The 17155-nt window shown below is 37.7% G+C and carries 17 protein-coding genes and 1 other annotated feature; of the genes, 14 read left to right on the top strand and 3 right to left on the bottom strand.

Annotation, left to right across the window (positions count from 1 at the left end):
• Nucleotides 1–421: 421 nt before the first annotated feature.
• The 7 genes from CUS89_RS00410 (at nucleotide 422) to mnmA (ending at nucleotide 5818) form a co-directional block, all read left to right on the top strand.
• A complete protein-coding gene (locus tag CUS89_RS00410; RefSeq protein WP_104870598.1) occupies nucleotides 422–688 on the top strand; it encodes a hypothetical protein in 267 nt (88 codons plus the stop codon).
• A 633-nt stretch (nucleotides 689–1321) separates the two neighbouring features.
• Entirely contained in the window at nucleotides 1322–1579 is a 258-nt protein-coding gene (locus CUS89_RS00395) for a hypothetical protein (RefSeq protein WP_104870595.1), read from the top strand.
• Nucleotides 1580–1984: 405 nt separating this feature from the next.
• Nucleotides 1985–2272 (top strand): hypothetical protein, encoded by a 288-nt coding sequence (locus tag CUS89_RS00385; RefSeq protein ID WP_104870593.1) that lies wholly within the window; start codon nucleotides 1985–1987, stop codon nucleotides 2270–2272.
• Between the two features lie 388 nt (nucleotides 2273–2660).
• Complete coding sequence (locus CUS89_RS00375; protein WP_104870592.1) at nucleotides 2661–2927, top strand: hypothetical protein; 267 nt, start codon at nucleotides 2661–2663, stop codon at nucleotides 2925–2927.
• A gap of 368 nt (nucleotides 2928–3295) precedes the next feature.
• Nucleotides 3296–3559 (top strand): hypothetical protein, encoded by a 264-nt coding sequence (locus CUS89_RS00370; protein ID WP_104870591.1) that lies wholly within the window; start codon nucleotides 3296–3298, stop codon nucleotides 3557–3559.
• A 314-nt stretch (nucleotides 3560–3873) separates the two neighbouring features.
• On the top strand, nucleotides 3874–4497 hold the full coding sequence (locus CUS89_RS00360) for a hypothetical protein (protein ID WP_104870589.1): 624 nt from the start codon (nucleotides 3874–3876) through the stop codon (nucleotides 4495–4497).
• 199 nt (nucleotides 4498–4696) lie between these two features.
• A complete protein-coding gene (gene mnmA / locus CUS89_RS00355; RefSeq protein WP_010736172.1) occupies nucleotides 4697–5818 on the top strand; it encodes a tRNA 2-thiouridine(34) synthase MnmA in 1122 nt (373 codons plus the stop codon).
• 51 nt (nucleotides 5819–5869) lie between these two features.
• On the opposite strand, the gene CUS89_RS00350 is transcribed toward mnmA, so the two are convergent.
• Nucleotides 5870–7132, bottom strand: a complete 1263-nt coding sequence (locus CUS89_RS00350; protein ID WP_104870588.1) for a multidrug efflux MFS transporter — start codon at nucleotides 7130–7132, stop codon at nucleotides 5870–5872.
• 146 nt (nucleotides 7133–7278) lie between these two features.
• On the opposite strand from CUS89_RS00350, the gene CUS89_RS00345 reads away from it, so the two are divergent.
• The 3 genes from CUS89_RS00345 to CUS89_RS00335 all read left to right on the top strand — a co-directional run bounded on the left by CUS89_RS00345 (nucleotide 7279) and on the right by CUS89_RS00335 (nucleotide 10355).
• The gene (locus tag CUS89_RS00345) at nucleotides 7279–7845 is read left to right on the top strand and encodes a TetR/AcrR family transcriptional regulator (RefSeq protein ID WP_010736170.1); all 567 of its coding nucleotides are present in this window, start codon (nucleotides 7279–7281) and stop codon (nucleotides 7843–7845) included.
• 124 nt (nucleotides 7846–7969) lie between these two features.
• On the top strand, nucleotides 7970–8347 hold the full coding sequence (locus CUS89_RS00340) for a DUF1033 family protein (RefSeq protein WP_104870587.1): 378 nt from the start codon (nucleotides 7970–7972) through the stop codon (nucleotides 8345–8347).
• Entirely contained in the window at nucleotides 8280–10355 is a 2076-nt protein-coding gene (locus CUS89_RS00335) for a DNA topoisomerase III (RefSeq protein ID WP_104870586.1), read from the top strand. Before CUS89_RS00340 ends, CUS89_RS00335 begins: the two co-directional genes overlap by 68 nt.
• 1 nt (nucleotide 10356) lies before the next feature.
• Here the strand turns inward: CUS89_RS00335 and CUS89_RS00330 are convergent, their stop codons facing one another.
• Nucleotides 10357–10842, bottom strand: a complete 486-nt coding sequence (locus tag CUS89_RS00330; RefSeq protein WP_104870697.1) for a prolyl-tRNA synthetase associated domain-containing protein — start codon at nucleotides 10840–10842, stop codon at nucleotides 10357–10359.
• A 93-nt stretch (nucleotides 10843–10935) separates the two neighbouring features.
• Nucleotides 10936–11166: a binding site (T-box leader), on the top strand.
• A gap of 91 nt (nucleotides 11167–11257) precedes the next feature.
• On the opposite strand from CUS89_RS00330, the gene CUS89_RS00320 reads away from it, so the two are divergent.
• The 4 genes from CUS89_RS00320 to CUS89_RS00305 all read left to right on the top strand — a co-directional run bounded on the left by CUS89_RS00320 (nucleotide 11258) and on the right by CUS89_RS00305 (nucleotide 15036).
• Complete coding sequence (locus CUS89_RS00320; protein WP_071866648.1) at nucleotides 11258–11899, top strand: amino acid ABC transporter permease; 642 nt, start codon at nucleotides 11258–11260, stop codon at nucleotides 11897–11899.
• Nucleotides 11900–11919: 20 nt separating this feature from the next.
• Nucleotides 11920–12555: an amino acid ABC transporter ATP-binding protein gene (locus tag CUS89_RS00315; RefSeq protein WP_104870585.1), complete on the top strand. Its 636-nt coding sequence runs from the start codon at nucleotides 11920–11922 to the stop codon at nucleotides 12553–12555.
• Nucleotides 12556–12573: 18 nt separating this feature from the next.
• Nucleotides 12574–13386 carry an amino acid ABC transporter substrate-binding protein gene (locus CUS89_RS00310; RefSeq protein ID WP_104870584.1) on the top strand — a complete coding sequence of 271 codons (813 nt, stop codon included), beginning with the start codon at nucleotides 12574–12576 and terminating at the stop codon, nucleotides 13384–13386.
• A 207-nt stretch (nucleotides 13387–13593) separates the two neighbouring features.
• Nucleotides 13594–15036, top strand: a complete 1443-nt coding sequence (locus tag CUS89_RS00305) for a glycoside hydrolase family 1 protein (protein ID WP_065096128.1) — start codon at nucleotides 13594–13596, stop codon at nucleotides 15034–15036.
• Between the two features lie 144 nt (nucleotides 15037–15180).
• Here the strand turns inward: CUS89_RS00305 and CUS89_RS00300 are convergent, their stop codons facing one another.
• Nucleotides 15181–16722 carry a metallophosphoesterase gene (locus CUS89_RS00300; protein WP_104870583.1) on the bottom strand — a complete coding sequence of 514 codons (1542 nt, stop codon included), beginning with the start codon at nucleotides 16720–16722 and terminating at the stop codon, nucleotides 15181–15183.
• Between the last annotated feature and the right edge of the window lie 433 nt (nucleotides 16723–17155).

The following is a 17155-nucleotide window of genomic DNA, read 5'->3' as shown; positions in this document are numbered from 1 at the left end:
TGCGACTACGCTTAGTGGTTGGTATTTTATTCATGCTATTTTACATTTATACAAGTAATGTATGATACATATCAAAAAATGGGAAAAGGAGGAAATATAATGACTCAAAATAAAAAGTATTTAATTCTATCATTTGTCTTTTTAGGTCTGTCATGTCTACTTGCTAGGCATTATTTTTTATCCTATACCCAATATCCAATCGAACATCAAAGAATTATCATCTACGGCTGTTGGATACTAAGCGGATTTAGTTTATTTTTTTGTCGGGGAATCAGGAATAAACTTCTGAAAGTTATTGCCATTGGCATCAACATTTTCTGTATCTATGGTTGGTGGCTTTTTTATTGATTGTTAAGTTCTATCAAGTAAACTGGTCATCCGAACAACAATAACTTAAATGAAATTATGAAAGGAGATATTTATGAACGGTTATAAAATTGGGTTAATTGTTTCTATGATTTTATCGATCTTGTGTCTATTGGGAACAATCATAGATTATGGAGGATATATCGGCTTTATCTTGATGTTTGTGATCATTATCCCAGGATTTGCGGGAATCCATTTCACCACAAAACTCATTATGAAAAGGTACTTGAAATGGTCTCTGTTAGTCGTGAATTATTTATTTGCAACTACGCTCACCGGATGGGACGTTATCCATGTTTTCTTACGATTTATTTATAAATAAAAAGGACCAGGCGTATCAAGAAAGATATTGAAAGAAGGAGAAAAAAATGATTCAAAATAAAAAATACTGGATTTTGTCGTTTGTATTATTGATACTGTCATGTTTACTTGCTAGGCATTATTTTTTATCCTATACCCAATATCCAATCGAACATCAAAGAATTATCATCTACGGTTGTTGGATACTAAGTGGATTTAGTTTATTTTTTTGTCGCGCGGTCAGTAATAAATTTCTGAAGCGTATTGTCATTGGCATTAACATTTTCTGTATCTATGGTTGGTGGTTTATATTTTGATTTTTGAAACTACAGATATTCATAAATTTAAAAGGAGAATAAGATGACGAATAACCAATTCAGATTATCTATAGCAATGTTTTTTTCGATGAGTTGCTTTGTTGGAGGAATCATTTCCGGAGAGAGTGCTCTACGGATTATTTTGTTTTCCATGATGACTTTTCCAAGTCTGCTAGGACTTTATTTTTCCACTAAAGTGGAACTTCGACATTATAAATGGTTGCTTATTTCTTTGAATTACTTTTTTGCTACGTATATTGTTATTGGGCAATTCATTGAATGGTTCATTAGAAAGTTTATCCAAATGAGTTAAGACTATTTTACGAGGAGGGATATGATTGTTGACCACAAAAAATTATTTAGCATCTATTCTATCAATTGCTTTATTGGCGATGTCTATTCTTTTATTTTTATTCTATGCTTATCCGTATTCTAAATTGCAATATGAAATCAGAATATTCATCATGGCGGTTTGTTGGTTATGTAGCACTGCAAGTTTGTTTTTTTCAACGAAAATCACTTATCCATATTTGAAAAGAGGAATCATATTAGTGAATTTTTGTTGTATCTATGGTTGGTTATTTTATTTTGGTTAGTCTATGTGTGCTGGTAAAATAGAAAATTAAAAATAGTAAAAAGGAGCGTATAAATGTCTTTTCTAAAAAATCAGTCTTGTACAAAAAAATCAGTAGTTCTATTGGTATTGTCAATTTTTCTTGTATTTATTACGTGTATCTTTGCTAGTCCCATATTGTTTGACTCATTTAAGTATCAACCGCATCTATTTATAGTCACAATTTCGATTTGTTGGGTCATTAATGGAGGGAGTATCGTTTTTGCGTTAGGAATCGCAGACAGATACCTGAAAAAGACATTGATTACGTTGAATTTTGTATTTGGCTATGTCTTTTTATCTACGATTTTTCATTTTTCTTTGAATTTTTGAAGCTATTTCTGTTTTTAGTGAGAAATATTGATGTTGATAAGGAGGAGAAAGAAGAATGAAACGTGCATTGAATCTAGTCGTTTTATGTTTGTCAATGCTTGCATGTGTCAGTGGTCTATTTTATATACATATTTATTTAAGTGGAGAAATTGAAGGGATTCTTTTTGCATTAGGTTTGGGTTTTCCGGGTTTGATTGGTTTTTATTGTTCGACAAAAATAAAAAAGCCGAAGTTGAAATGGCTACTGCTAGGGCTGAATTACCTTTTCGCTACTTACAGTACTGTCTTGATTATCGTAATTTATTGGTTACAAGTCTTCGGGATAGAGTTTTTTACAAGTTAGTACATTTTATTTTATGTATTAATTGAACAATATAAAAATTAATAGAAATTTTATCTAGTTGTGAGTGGATTAAGAAAGAAGGAGTCACATATGATTATAAAACAGAATAACAAGTACTGGATTTTATCGATCATCTTTTTGTTCGCTTCTTGTTTGTTTAGTAGCAGTTATTTTTCATCTTATAGAACTTTGCCTCTTGTATATCAAGGAATCATCGTTATCAGTTGTTGGCTATTGAGTGGATGTAGTTTGTTTTTTTCTACAGGAATCAACAATAAATTTATCAAGTGTATTGTTGTAGGAGCGAATATTTTTTGTATTTATGGTTGGTGGTTTATATTTTGATTTTTGAAAATACAGATATTCATAAAATTAAAAGGAGAATAAGATGACGAATAATCAATTCAGATTATCTATAGCAATGTTTTTTTCGATGAGTTGCTTTATTGGAGGAATCGTCTACGGAGATAGTCCTCAGAGTGTCTTATTGTTTTTCATTATGACATTTCCTGGATTAGCTGGGTTTTATTATTCGATGAAAGCGAATCTTGGACGATACAAATGGATGATTGTTTCTCTGAATTATTTTTTTGCTACATTTATTATTATTGGACAATTCATTCAATTAATTGTTTTAACTTTGAACAAAAAATAGAGTTAAGTATTACTTGAAAGGGAGATTGAAATGAAAAGTACATACAAAAAATATTGTTCATTGATTATTTTACTCTTATCGATCAGTGTAATTACGTTCAGTATGGTTCAAGGAGGACGCTATCGTATTGAATGGCGAGTAATATTGACATCGATTTGTTGGTTACTTAGCAGTATAAGCTTATTTTTTTCAAGGTTCATTGAAAGTAAAGTCTTAAAAAACTTAGTCATTTTTTTTAACTTTAGTTGTATCTACGGTTGGTTGTTTTCTTTTGGCTAAGTGTCTATTACTGATGAAATGAACAGTAACTGTACATAGAAAAAAGCACCATAACGCCACAATGAATAAAAGATGAATAGGAGATCACCATGAAATTCCATAAAATAGGATTGGGTCTGTCGATGCTGTTGTCTATCTTATTTATGATAGGGAGCTTTCTATATCGAGAAGAGCCACTTTCAAGTTTTGCATTTATCCTGTACATGGTAATTCCTGGACTTATGGGGATTTATTTTACGAACTGTCTTACGATGAGTAACTATCAGAAAGGATTTCTCTTAGTCGTAAATTATGGATTTGCGTTCGCTATGAGTTTGATGCGTGTGATTGAGTTTATTTCTAGTAAGCTATGATCGTTAATCGTTGAAAAAAGGAGTGAGATGAATGATCTCGATTGAACCTAAAAGATTTAAGTTTTTTTGCCTACTAGTTATGTGCTTGTCAGTTTTTTTTGCGAGTTTTTATTTTTTACCTTATTCACCATATACTGGCGAGATTAAATTGATGATTTCCACTATTTGCTGGTTCTTGAGTGGGATTAGTTTATTTTTTTCAACAGGAATAAAATTCGGTTGGGTAAAAGTATTGATCATTTTGGTTAACTGGTTCTGTATCTTTGGCTGGTGGTTTTCTACTAGATAAGTATTTTTTAAAAGGAGTGAGTGGAATGTTTGTAAAAAAAAGTATGCCGAATAAATATATTTCGTTCTATCTATTGGCGCTTTGTTTTCTATTGGGAAGTTTAGTTTTTGTTTTCAAATTTTATTGGTTATTTGCAACAGTCCAATATTCTTGGTGGATCATCAGTGGAATCAGTTTGTTTTACTCAACTAGAATCCCCTCAGCATTCTTAAAAAGGGTGCTCATTGGAATTCATCTTGTTTTGATGTATGGTATTGTACTTGGGACTTTATTAGGTTTTGTCAGCTTTGGTAAGGTGGAGTATTTATTGTTCCCTGTGGCGTACGTATTGATTGTGGGCGCGCTTCATGAGTTAGAGAAAAAGAAAGCATTCTTTATCATGGGATTGATTATCCCGATGTCTATTTCTACACTCGCATTTATTTATGCTCATTATTTGATTATTTTTCAAAGTCATTCATTCGAAAGTTATTATTTGATTCCTTTACTGCTGTTGATGGTGATCTCTGGATTGATTGGATTATACGCCGCAACAAAGCTTGAAACTAGCCGGCGAAAATTTTACTTATTGTTTATCAACTATTTGTTTTCTACATATTTCAATGTTGTGCTACTACTTTTGTTTTTGGTGAATTTAGTAAGAAACTGAATCACGAATAAAACGCCTCTCATAGCAAAGTTTTGGTATCTGAAAAGTACAGAATAGGCCAACTAAAAAACGTCGCTTTTTTAAATTGATTATTTAGGGGTGAAATTTTCAGAAAGATGACGTATAATGTAAAATACTGAAAAGTTGCGACCTTCAACTCGTAGATGTTTCAGAATCTAATTGAAATGATGGTGATACCATGACAGACAACAGCAAAACACGCGTTGTCGTTGGGATGAGTGGCGGTGTTGACTCATCTGTAACAGCACTTTTGTTAAAGGAACAAGGCTATGACGTAATCGGGATCTTTATGAAAAACTGGGATGATACCGATGAAAATGGCGTCTGTACGGCGACAGAAGATTATAAGGATGTAGCGAAAGTCGCTGCCCAAATCGGGATTCCTTATTACTCGGTCAATTTTGAAAAGGAATATTGGGACCGTGTGTTTGAATATTTCTTAGCAGAATATCGTGCGGGACGTACCCCAAACCCAGATGTAATGTGCAATAAGGAAATCAAATTTAAAGCATTCTTAGACTATGCAATGGACTTAGGAGCGGAATATGTTGCTACTGGCCATTATGCGCAAGTCACACGTGATGAAAATGGCGTGTCACATATGTTGCGTGGGGTCGATAATAACAAAGACCAAACGTATTTCCTTAGCCAATTGTCACAAGAACAGTTAGCAAAAACGATGTTTCCGTTAGGCGGTATGGAAAAATCAGAAGTACGTGCGATCGCAGAACGTGCCGGGCTAGCAACGGCGAAGAAAAAAGATTCAACAGGTATCTGTTTTATCGGCGAAAAGAATTTCAAACAATTTTTAAGTAACTATTTACCAGCTAAAAAAGGCAATATGGTGACCCTTGACGGTGAAGTCAAAGGTGAACATGCTGGTTTGATGTACTACACGATCGGACAACGCCAAGGCTTAGGCATCGGCGGCGGTGGTGATTCACAAGAACCTTGGTTCGTGGTGGGGAAAGATCTTGCGACGAATACGTTATATGTTGGACAAGGTTTCCACCACCCTGCATTGTATGCAACAAGTTTAGATGCAAGCGAAATCCATTTTACAACGAATGAACCTATGCCAAAAGAATTCAAATGTACAGCGAAATTCCGTTACCGCCAACAAGATGTGCCGGTAACCGTGCGCTTATTAGAAAATAATCGGGCAGAAGTGATCTTCGACGAACCCGTGCGCGCAATCACACCAGGACAAGCCGTTGTTTTTTATGACGGAATGGAATGTCTAGGTGGCGGATTGATCGATCATGCGTATCAAGAAACGAAAGTTTTGCAATACGTCTAAGATAATCTAAAAAAGCCACAGGATTTTTTTACGAATCCTGTAGCTTTTTTGCTATTTATTGACGAAAGCATGACCATCGGTTGTTTCTTCCTGCTTATGGATCTCCTTCGTATTATGGCGAACCAGCACAAAGTTTGCAAGTACAAGTAAGGAGGTGGATAAAAAGACACCACGATAACCAAAGATACTTGAAACGCTTGAGCCGATCAATGGACCGACGACATTTCCGGTGGCTTGGAAAGATTGATTATAACTAAAGATTCTTCCGGCAGCTTGTGGGGGAGAGTATTTAGTGATCAATGCTTGGACCGCTGGTAGGAGGCAAGCGTCGGAGATCCCGATCAAAAATCGTAGTCCTGCAAGTTGCCATACATTCGTTACGAAAGCCATTGGGATGTAGACGATCAAGGCGAAGCCTAAACCGATGGCTAAGATTCGTTCACTCCCGATCTTATCGCCTAAGCGTCCGAAACGAGGAGCGGCTATCAGGGTGGCAATACCGGGAATAGAAGCAATGATTCCGCTGATCAACGTGACGTTGCCGTGTCCATGTAATAATTGCCGAATATATAAACTGATGATCGGACTGATCGAATTATTTGAAGCTTGAATGATCATTGTGGTAATAAACATGCCGATGACGACATGCGGGTATTTCAGGTCGCGGAAAATTTGTTTAGCAGAAACCAACTCGCTTTTTTCTACTGGAACAAATTGTTCATGGACAAAAAATAAGCTAAGTAAGAATACGAAGAACAAAATTGTCCCAGTAATAAAGAAGGTAGGGCGATACCCAAAAGCAGAAGCAGAAAGTCCACCGAGTAAAGGACCGAGCAATGTTCCGGTCACAGAGCCAGTCGCCAAAGTGCCAAGTACTTGGCCGCTTTTTTCTCTCGGGGTGCCAGTGGCGACTAAAGCTGTAGCGTTACTGATATAGCCGGAAAAAATCCCTTGCAACAGACGTAATGCGACTAATTGATACACGCTGGTTACTAGTCCCATCAAGGAAATCACTACCGCCATCCCTAGAGAAGCGCGCAACAACATCAACTTTCGGCCTTTTTGATCGGCAAGACGGCCCCACCATGGAGAAATCAAGGTAGTAACAAGGAAAGTGGAGGAGAAGGTCAATCCGCTCCAGAAATTCAATTGTGCTGTACTGTAATTTCCTAACGTATCTATGTAAAGTGACATAAAAGGCATCACTAGACTAAACCCAATCCCTGCCATAAATGTACCAAACCACAAAACCACTAGATTTTTCTCCCAAGGTTCTCTTTTTCTGAATACAGCATCCTTTACTTTTGAAACCACAATAAAGCCTTCTTTCTGAAAATTTTCATCTACAATTATTTATTATAAACTACAATGTGTAGTTTATCAACAACAAGTCTTTTTTATCTTCGTCTTTCATGGTAAACTGAAAGGGATTGAGTTTATTCCATAAGAGGGGAAATCAAATGAAAAAACGAACGCTGTCACAAGAGAAAATCATCGACTGCTTTCGAGAATTGGCAGAAGAGATGGCTGTACAGCAAATCACTTTTCAACATTTAGCTAAGGCATTGAATATCAAATCACCGTCGCTTTATAACCACTTCAAAAACATTCGGGAAGTGAAAACGGCGTTGACTGCGAAACTTTTAACGGAGTTGAATGATCAATTACGTCGAGTGTTAGTTGGGAAAAGTAAGGGAGAAGCGATCCAAGCGTATGCGCAAACTTATCAGTCATTTGCGTTTCAAAATCAGGCGGTCTATGAACTGCTGATCAGTGTACCACATACGAATGAAGAAATTTTATTAGAGGGAATACACGAAACGAACCAAATCATTTTGCAAATATTTGACGCTTTTTCTTTGTCGAAAGAAGAAAAGGTGCATCGAAGTCGAGAACTGCGAAGTATGATCCATGGCTATCTTTCGTTACGTTTTTTAGGGTACTTTACCAATGAACCGAATGTTTCTCCAGAAGAAAGTTATGTCTGGATGATCGACGACTTTATTGCAACTTTACCAATAAAATAAAAGGCATCATTTAAATTAATTTTCTGAACATTCATAAAATGCCCCTTTTAAGCAAAATTTCTTGCAACTTTCTTGGAAAGTGACTAATATGTTTTTAAGATGATCTGAGAAAAGGAGCGCATGTATGTATCAAGTAATTACAATGTTCGGTGATAATGAGCCTTGGTGGTTCTTTGAAGATTGGCAAGAAGATATTCAAGTGGAGGAAACTTTCTCCTCTTTTGAAGAAGCACAACAAAACTATGAAGAAAAATGGCTAGCCATTAAAAACAACTATGAGTATATCCATGCCAAAAATAATTTTCTAAGCGCCTTTTGGAATGATGGCGATGAGCGCTGGTGTGAAGAATGCGATGATGATTTGCAGCAATACAAAGGACTTGCTTTGCTGAAGGATTATCAGCCGATCACCATAGAAAGCAGAAAGGATTTTTATGAAACAACTAATTCTAGCGGAAAAGCCAAGCGTTGCGAAAGACCTAAGCAAGGTGCTTGGTGCTAATCAAAAACACAAAAACTACTACGAAGGACCCAAGGTGATCGTGACTTGGGCCCTTGGTCATTTATTAGGTCTAAAGATGCCAGAGGACCTGAATAAGGAATGGCAAAGCTGGCAAATGGAAACATTGCCGATGATCCCAAAAAAACTAGGGATCAAACCGTTACCAAAAACTGGTCATCAATTGAAGGCCATCAAGCAATTGGCTACTCGTAAAGATGTCTCAGAAGCAGTGATCGCCACCGATGCCGGACGTGAAGGAGAACTCGTTGCACGTTGGATCTTGGAATATGTTCACTTCAATAAGCCGGTGAAACGTCTATGGATCTCCTCTCAGACGGACAAAGCGATCAAGACAGGCTTCAGCCAATTGAAACCAGCTAAAAGCTATGATGCGCTTTATGAGTCTGCTTTGGCTAGAGCAAAAGCAGATTGGTTGGTCGGATTGAATGTGACGCGTGCGCTGACTGTAAAATATCAAGACAATTTATCAGCGGGTCGGGTACAAACCCCAACCTTAGCTTTAGTGCGTAATCAGGAAAAGAAAATCGAATCGTTCCGACCACAAACGTATTTTACGATTTCATTGACAGTCGGCAATGAACAAGCAAAAATGGTCCAAAAAAATCAGTTTGCTTTGAAGTCCCATGAAGAAGCCCAAGCGTTTGTGAAAAAACTCAGTCAGAGTAAGGGAACAGTGGTTAACATCGAAGAAAAAACAAAGACCGAAAAAGCCCCTCTGCCTTATGATCTCACGGAGATCCAACGAGAAGCCAACCAACGTTATGGCTATTCTGCAAAGAAAACGTTAGGACTTGTTCAAAGTTTATACGAAACGCACAAGATCGTCACCTATCCACGAACAGATAGTAAATATTTGACGAATGATATGAAAAGTACCATGAAAGAAAGACTTCAAGCCATCAGCGATTTTGCACCAGAAGTAAAAACTTATTTGAAAAATGGGGCAGTGGTTCGTCAAACGAGTGTCTTCCAAGATAGTAAAGTAACAGATCACCATGCTTTGTTACCGACGGAAAATCGTCCACGCTATGAAAAATTAAGTAACGAAGAACAAAAAATCTACCAAATGATCGTGACACGATTCTTAGGCTTATTTGCAGAACCACATAAAATCAGTCAAACGAAAATCACTGTCGTATTTGGTAACGAACAATTTGTTTTCCGCCAAAACCGGGTGTTGGAAGCTGGTTGGAAAACCACTGCTGAAAGTCATGTGGATTCGTTTGACTGGAAAAAAGACATGCGCATCCAACCTGATTTTACGATCAAAAAAGAATTGTCAGCACCACCAAAACCTTTGACAGAAGCAAGTCTGTTAGGTTTGATGGAAAAACACAGTTTAGGCACGCCCGCGACTCGTGCGGAGATCATTGAAAAGTTGATCAAATCCGAATTAATGGAACGCACACCCCAAGGCTTACAAGTCTCGCCGAAAGGCAAGCAGTTGTTAGAACTGGTCAATCCATCGCTTGTGACACCAGATTTGACTGAAAGTTGGGAAAGAGATCTAGAAGAGATCGCGCTTGGAAAAAAACAAGCAAACGCCTTTTTGCAATCCATCGAAAAAGAAACGAAGCGACTTGTCCAAGAAATCAAAACAAGTAAGCAAGAGTACCAAGATTTTTCGATTACTCAAAAGAAATGTCCGGATTGTGGCTCGAACCTGCGTGAAAAGAACACCAAAGATGGCAAAATCTATGTGTGTACGAATCAAGATTGTAACTATCGTCGTCGGAAAGATCCGAAAGTCTCTAACCATCGTTGCCCACAATGTCACCGCAAAATGGAAATCATTGAAGGCAAAAATGGGGCTTACTTCCGTTGTAAATTTGACGGGACGACAGAGAAGATGCTAGGGAAAAAAGAGCAGAAGAAAAAAATGACAAAACACGAAGAACGACGTTTGATGAAGAAATATTCTCAAGCAGAAGAACCGGAAGAAAGCCCATTAGCAGCAGCCTTAAAAGCTGCGATGAAGGATAATTAAGTTACAAGACTTCATACCTTGGTAGATGATCCACATGAGCGAGTAGCCGTTCAAAATCTGCAAAGGGAAAAATGATGGTACTGGTGTTGCTGTTTGGATGAAAGCCCACGGTATCTTTGCGATCGATCGAGGAGTCAATGACGACTTGGATCTCGTTTTCTAAATCGTTGACTAAGGCAAACGGATTGACAGTGCCGGGCGGAACATGTAACAACTGTTTGACTTGTTCTTCTGAAACAAACGATAATCGTTTTTCATTCAACTGTTCTGCCAATAATTTCAAGTCGGCTTGTTTTTCATCAGGTAAGACGACAAAATAAATTTGTTTGCCTTTCTTTGATTTGACCAAAAGATTTTTGACTTGTGGACCTGGCAAAGTAAAAGTTAGATTTTTGACAGAAGTAATGGCTGGATGGCTTACTTCTTGGTAATTGATCGCCAATAGATCAAGCAATTCATAGGCTTCTTGTTTCGTAGCATGACACATAAAAAACAACCCTCCATTCATTTTTTTATTTATTTTAGCACAAAAAAGATTGACAAATAAAAATGAATCAGGTAAATTACTCATTAAGTTAAATAAAAGACATCGAAAAGAAGAGTAGCAATTAAGTGTTTGAAGAGAGTCTCTGGTTGGTGAGAAGAGGCAATAACTGATTGTGAAACACATCTTGGAGTCGATTTTCTGAACAGCCAGTAAGAAAATCCGGGAAGCCCGTTATAGCTGCGGTCGTTGTTAGACGACCAGATAAGGTTAGTTTTGCGAGAAACTAATAAAAAAAGGTGGAACCACGTATTTTGCGTCCTTTGGTCTTCGGATCAAAGGACTTTTTTTGTTTTTCATGTGGTTGGAAGGGACAGCTAACAATGTACCCCTTTAAAGAAAAGAGGAGGAAAAGAAAATGAATGATTTATTAGAAGTGATGCCACAGTTGTTAGTAGGGGCGCTGACAACCTTGAAATTATTTGCCTTTACCTTGATTGGTTCTTTGCCATTAGGAATTATTTTAGCCTTAGGGTTGTCGTTACATTTTAAACCGATCCGTTATTTCCTACAAACGTATGTCTGGATCATGCGAGGAACACCGCTATTATTACAATTGATCTTCGTGTTTTACGGCTTGCCAACGATCGGGATCGTGTTTGATCGCTTTGAAGCTGCTTTGATCGCATTCATTTTAAATTATGCTGCTTACTTTGCCGAGATTTTCCGAGGTGGTATCCAGTCGATCCCTAAAGGGCAATATGAAGCGGCACAAGTCTTACAGTTGAGTCCTTTCCAAACAGTGACAAGAATCATTATTCCGCAAGTAACCAAAATCGTGTTACCTTCTGTCGGCAATGAAGTCATCAATCTAGTGAAAGATTCTTCGTTGATCTACATCTTAGGTTTAGGTGATGTGATGCGAGCTGGTAAGATCGCGATGGAGAGAGATGCAAGTTTACTTCCGTTGCTTGGCGTGGCGTTGATCTATCTCGCGCTAACAGGAGTGTTGACGATCGTGTTGAAGCAAATTGAAGAAAAATTAAATTATTACCGCTAAGAAACGAGGAGGGAACAGCGATGATTGAATTAAAAAAGATTAGTAAATCATTTGGTGACAAACAAGTGATCAAAGATTTTGACTTAGTAATCCCAGAAGGGCAGACATTAGCGATCGGTGGACCGTCAGGAGGCGGTAAAACAACGATGTTACGGATTTTAGCCGGTTTAGAAAAAGCCGACAGTGGTGAGTTTTACCTGGATGGTACGAAATTTGACCCATTTGAATTGAAAACAGAAGAACAAGTGGTAGGCGTCGTGTTTCAAGATTTCCAGCTTTTCCCACACTTGAGTATTTTTGACAATATTACTTTGGCACCTAAAATGGTGTTGAAACAAAGTAAAGAAGAATACACGAAAAAGGCGGAGGAATTAGCGGACTCATTAGGGATTCGTGATTTATTAGGAAATTATCCTTATCAATTATCTGGAGGACAAAAACAACGTGTGGCAATTGCTCGTGCCTTAGCGATGAACCCGCGAGTATTAGCGTATGATGAACCGACGAGTGCATTAGATCCAGAGTTGCGCCAACAAGTAGAGAAGTTGATTCTTTCATTAAAAGAAGAAGGCGTGACACAAATCATCGTGACCCATGATTTAGTCTTTGCTGAAAACGTCGGGGATCAATTGATCAAAGTTGTACCAAGTAAGTAGGAAAGCGGTGGGGAGAAAATGAAAAAATTCAGCTTTTTGATTATATCTTTGATTGGTTTTTTCTTTTTAACTGGCTGCACGAATGAGCGGACAGCGACAGAAAGCTGGTCAAGAATCAATGAAGAAAAAAAGATTATCGTAGGACTAGACGACAGCTTTGTACCAATGGGTTTTCGTGACAAAGATGGCAAACTGACAGGATTTGATATTGAATTGGCAAAAGCTGTCTTTGATGAATATGGCATCACCGTTGAGTTCCAACCGATCGATTGGTCGATGAAAGAATTTGAGTTGAACAATGGAACGATCGATTTGATCTGGAACGGGTATTCAAAAACGCCGGAACGTGAAGAAAAGGTCTTGTTTACAAAACCGTATATGGAAAACGACCAAGTGTTGGTCACGCCAAAAGCTTCTGGCATTACAAGCTTTGAACAAATGCAAGACAAGATCTTAGGGGCACAAAACGGTTCTTCTGGCTATGATATGTTTGTCAGACATCCAGAAATACTAAAAGACTATGTGAAAAACCAAGATGCAGTCTTGTATGCAAGTTTCAATGAAGCATTGATCGATTTGAAAAGTGGCCGTACAGATGGTGTGTTGATCGATAAAGTCTACTCCGAATATTTTTTGACCGTACGAAATGAATTGGATAATTTCAACGTGATCAAAGGGGATTTTGATGGAGAAGATTTTGCTGTTGGTGCACGAAAAAATGACGAGATACTTGTGAAAAAAGTCAATGATGGCATAGCCGAATTGGTTGAAAATGGCGAGTTTAAAAAAATCTCAGAGAAATGGTTTGGCGAAGATGTTACACCAGAATAGGTGACAGGATGACGGGAAGCGTTAGACCAAGTGGAGTTCGAAAAAAAGTGGGAGCAGCTGATGCTGTCCCACTTTTTTGTTTTGCTCTGGACTTATTTTTTAAATGACTAGACTTTTATTTGGAAATGTCAAAAATCTACTTGGTAATGAAAAGGGTTTCGTGTTATTCTAAAGAGGTAAAGATTGAACTAGGAAAGGAAGATGTTCATGGAACACCAAAAATTAACGGCATTTCCTGATGATTTTCTTTGGGGATCTGCTTCAGCTGCCTATCAAGTAGAAGGCGCATGGCAAGAAGGCGGAAAAGGTGAGTCTGTTTGGGATCGCTTTGTTCGTATTCCAGGTAAGACATTTAAAGGAACAAATGGTGACCTAGCAGTAGATCACTACCATCGTTATAAAGAAGACATTGCCTTGATGAAAGAACAAGGCTTGAAAACGTATCGTTTCTCTGTGGCTTGGACGCGTATTTTTCCAAATGGTCGCGGGGAGATCAATCAAGAAGGCTTAGCTTTCTATATGGATTTGATCGATGAGTTGATCAAACACGACATTGAACCAATGTTGACGTTGTATCATTGGGATCTACCCCAAGCGTTACAAGATGAATACCAAGGGTGGGAATCTCGTCAGATCATTGAAGATTTTACCAACTATGCAAAAACATTATTCGAAGCATTTCGTGGCAAAGTCCACTATTGGGTGAGTTTGAACGAACAAAATATTTTTACTTCACTTGGTTATTTATTAGCGGTACATCCTCCTGGTGTAACTGATCCAAAACGGATGTATCAAGTAAACCATATTGCGAACTTAGCCAATGCAGCAGTGATCAATGCGTTCCATGAAATGGATATGCCTGGGAAAATCGGACCAAGTTTTGCGTATACGCCAAACTATCCGATCGACAGTGATCCAAAGAACATTTTGGCTGCTGAAAATGCGGAAGATTTGATGGCACATTATTGGATGGATGTTTATATGTGGGGCAAATATCCAATTGCTGCGATGAAATTCTTGGAAGAACAAGGGTGGGCGCCAACGATCGAAGAAGGTGATGAGGAGCTATTAGCATCTGCAAAACCTGACTTTTTAGGCATCAATTACTACCAAACAGCAACGAACGCTTTTAATCCATTAGATGGCGTCGGCGCTGGTAAAATGAACACTACAGGTAAAAAAGGTTCATCAGAAGAAACAGGCGTGCCTGGTATGTACAAAAAAGTCGAAAATCCATTTGTCGAACGTACAAATTGGGATTGGGAAATCGATCCAGAAGGTTTACGTATTGCTTTGCGACGAATCACAAGTCGCTACCGTATCCCTGTTTTGATCACAGAAAACGGTTTAGGCGAATATGACAAATTGACAGAAGATAAAAAAATCCATGATGACTACCGTATCAACTATTTGGAAAGCCATGTCAAAGCCATCAAAGAAGCTATTTCAGATGGTGCGGAAGTCTTGGGCTATTGCACATGGTCGTACACAGATCTACTGAGTTGGTTGAATGGTTACCAAAAACGTTATGGTTTTGTTTATGTAGATCAAGATGAAACACAAGAAGGGTCACTTGATCGCTACAAAAAAGATAGCTATTACTGGTACCAACAAGTGATTCGTGAAAATGGCGCAAATATCGGTGAATAGAATAGATGCTTGACTAAGAGTAAGTTCTGAAATAGGCGTGATAGATTAAAAAAAATGGAACAAAAGAAGAGGTTATACTCATCTTTTTGTTCCATTTTTACTTATCTCGTCAGTTTTTACGTAGCTTAGAATGTCTGTTGATAATTAGTCTAACATAAATTGTTGAAGCGCAGTTACACCAAAATCTGGGGCAGTCAATAATGTTGCACCGATTGCGGCATCCGACAATTTCCCACTATACGAATTTAGTGTCAGTAGTTTCCCACTACGAACGTTTCTGAACTTGTACAATGGAATGGTTCCATACGCATGTCCTGCGCTTACTACTCGCCATTGTGCCCGTTTATCTGAAGCATTTAGAACTCCAGTACGTACAATAGAGAAGCCATCCCATGTACTATCTGATTCATACATTGAAAAGTTATTCGCTCGATTATGGATGACAAAGGAATTGTTAGCCTCATAGAATACAAATCTCCATTGTTGGTTCGTATCCCTGTGTTCATTAAAATAGATGACATCATCACTACTTGCTGAATCATCTAGCGCTCTACTATTGTTAAGAGAATTAATAATGTGATAAGAATTACCTAACTTATTAGCCAATTCCTTTTGCTCTTGGTAATCCCTGTCATCATTCACAGCAGTGAGTCCTCTCGAATTTATGGCAATTGTATCAATAAGTTGTTTTCTTTCCCAAACATTCCCAATCACTCGATAGATTTTCATTTCATTTTTTGAATGATCGACTTCTGCAGTTAAGTAAGTTTTTTGAGAAGCACTGCCAGAAGAATAAACGGGAACTTTTCCAAAATACTGCGGGTAAGAAACCTTACCGATTGTTTTGTGATAATGTCCTGTAAAAACAGCTCGCAACGTTCCATTATCATAATATTTTTCTACCATTGCCTTAAATCTTCCTTGCGGATCACTTCCCAATTTCCAATCATTTGGTTTATGCATATAAAGAATAGCCGGTTGGTTTGCACTTCTTGCTTCTTCTAACTGTCTCTCAATATAGTCCATTCCAGGTGTTAACCAATAAGTAGGACCAGTCCCTCCAGAGCAAGAAAGATGCATCGTGGGATAATTGTTGGCTGTGATCATTCTAAAATCCCCGATTTTTTGTGAATAGTTTAGGCTACCAACATGCTTATATTCGAAAAAGTAATCTTCTTTCCAAGTATCTTTTGAAATCCAATTATGAGGTCTATAGGTATGCATCCTGCTAAAGGTTATCCGCCAAGCTTGGATGAGGAAAGTATCCTCGAAATTATTTTCAATATCATGGTTTCCTAGGCCATAAGAATAAGGCATCTTTAACCTACTAAATAATTGATCCATGCGACTCCACTGAGAGCCCTGACCGTAGGCGGTGACATCCCCATTGACATAGGTATGTATTACTTTATTGCCGATACTTGTTGAATAATCATTGATACTATCATACTGATTTAAAATTAATGCTGCGGACTCCGCTCTGAGATCGCTATCTGATTGATAAATACCATCATCTGTTTTTGCTGTCCATGGAAATTGAGGATCGGAGGTAACCACAAACGAATAATCAATGTCTGCAAATGCGGTGGTGCCAACCATAATTGTACCTACTAGGATACTCGCACTCAAAGTAATGCTTTTGATCATTTTATTTATTAATATTTTAGTACGCTTTTCAAATTTCATTTCTACTCCATTCTCTTAAATTGATTTATTTTAAAGTCTATTTCACTTTTATTTTGAAATTCTACACTCAAAGGCTCTTTTTCGTTTATTGCGTGTGTTATGACAAAACAATTAGTGGTGTGATTTCCGAGATTGTAGTAACCTCCTTTCAACGTTGATTGTTTATACAAAAAGTATATCTGTCTGTAAAATGCCCGGTTCATAGTGTGTGTTGTTGCAACAAATCAATTTTTTTGATGGACGGAAAAGAATGAATAGAATGCCTCCTCTTATTTATTTTGGGGAAGTACAAAAATATGGTAAAAATGCACCTGTACTTTTGTGTCATAGCTCTTATTTTGCGAGTAAAAGAATTTCTATTCTAGTCTCAATTAGAGGTCGAAGATCATGCAGATAAAAGGATTGCTCAGTATCGCAATGGAAGCTGTAGAAA

This window comes from Enterococcus mundtii (assembly GCF_002947535.1).
In the GTDB taxonomy this organism is placed as follows: Bacteria; Bacillota; Bacilli; order Lactobacillales; family Enterococcaceae; genus Enterococcus_B; species Enterococcus_B mundtii_B.
This window is presented reverse-complemented; position numbering and strand designations above follow the sequence as displayed.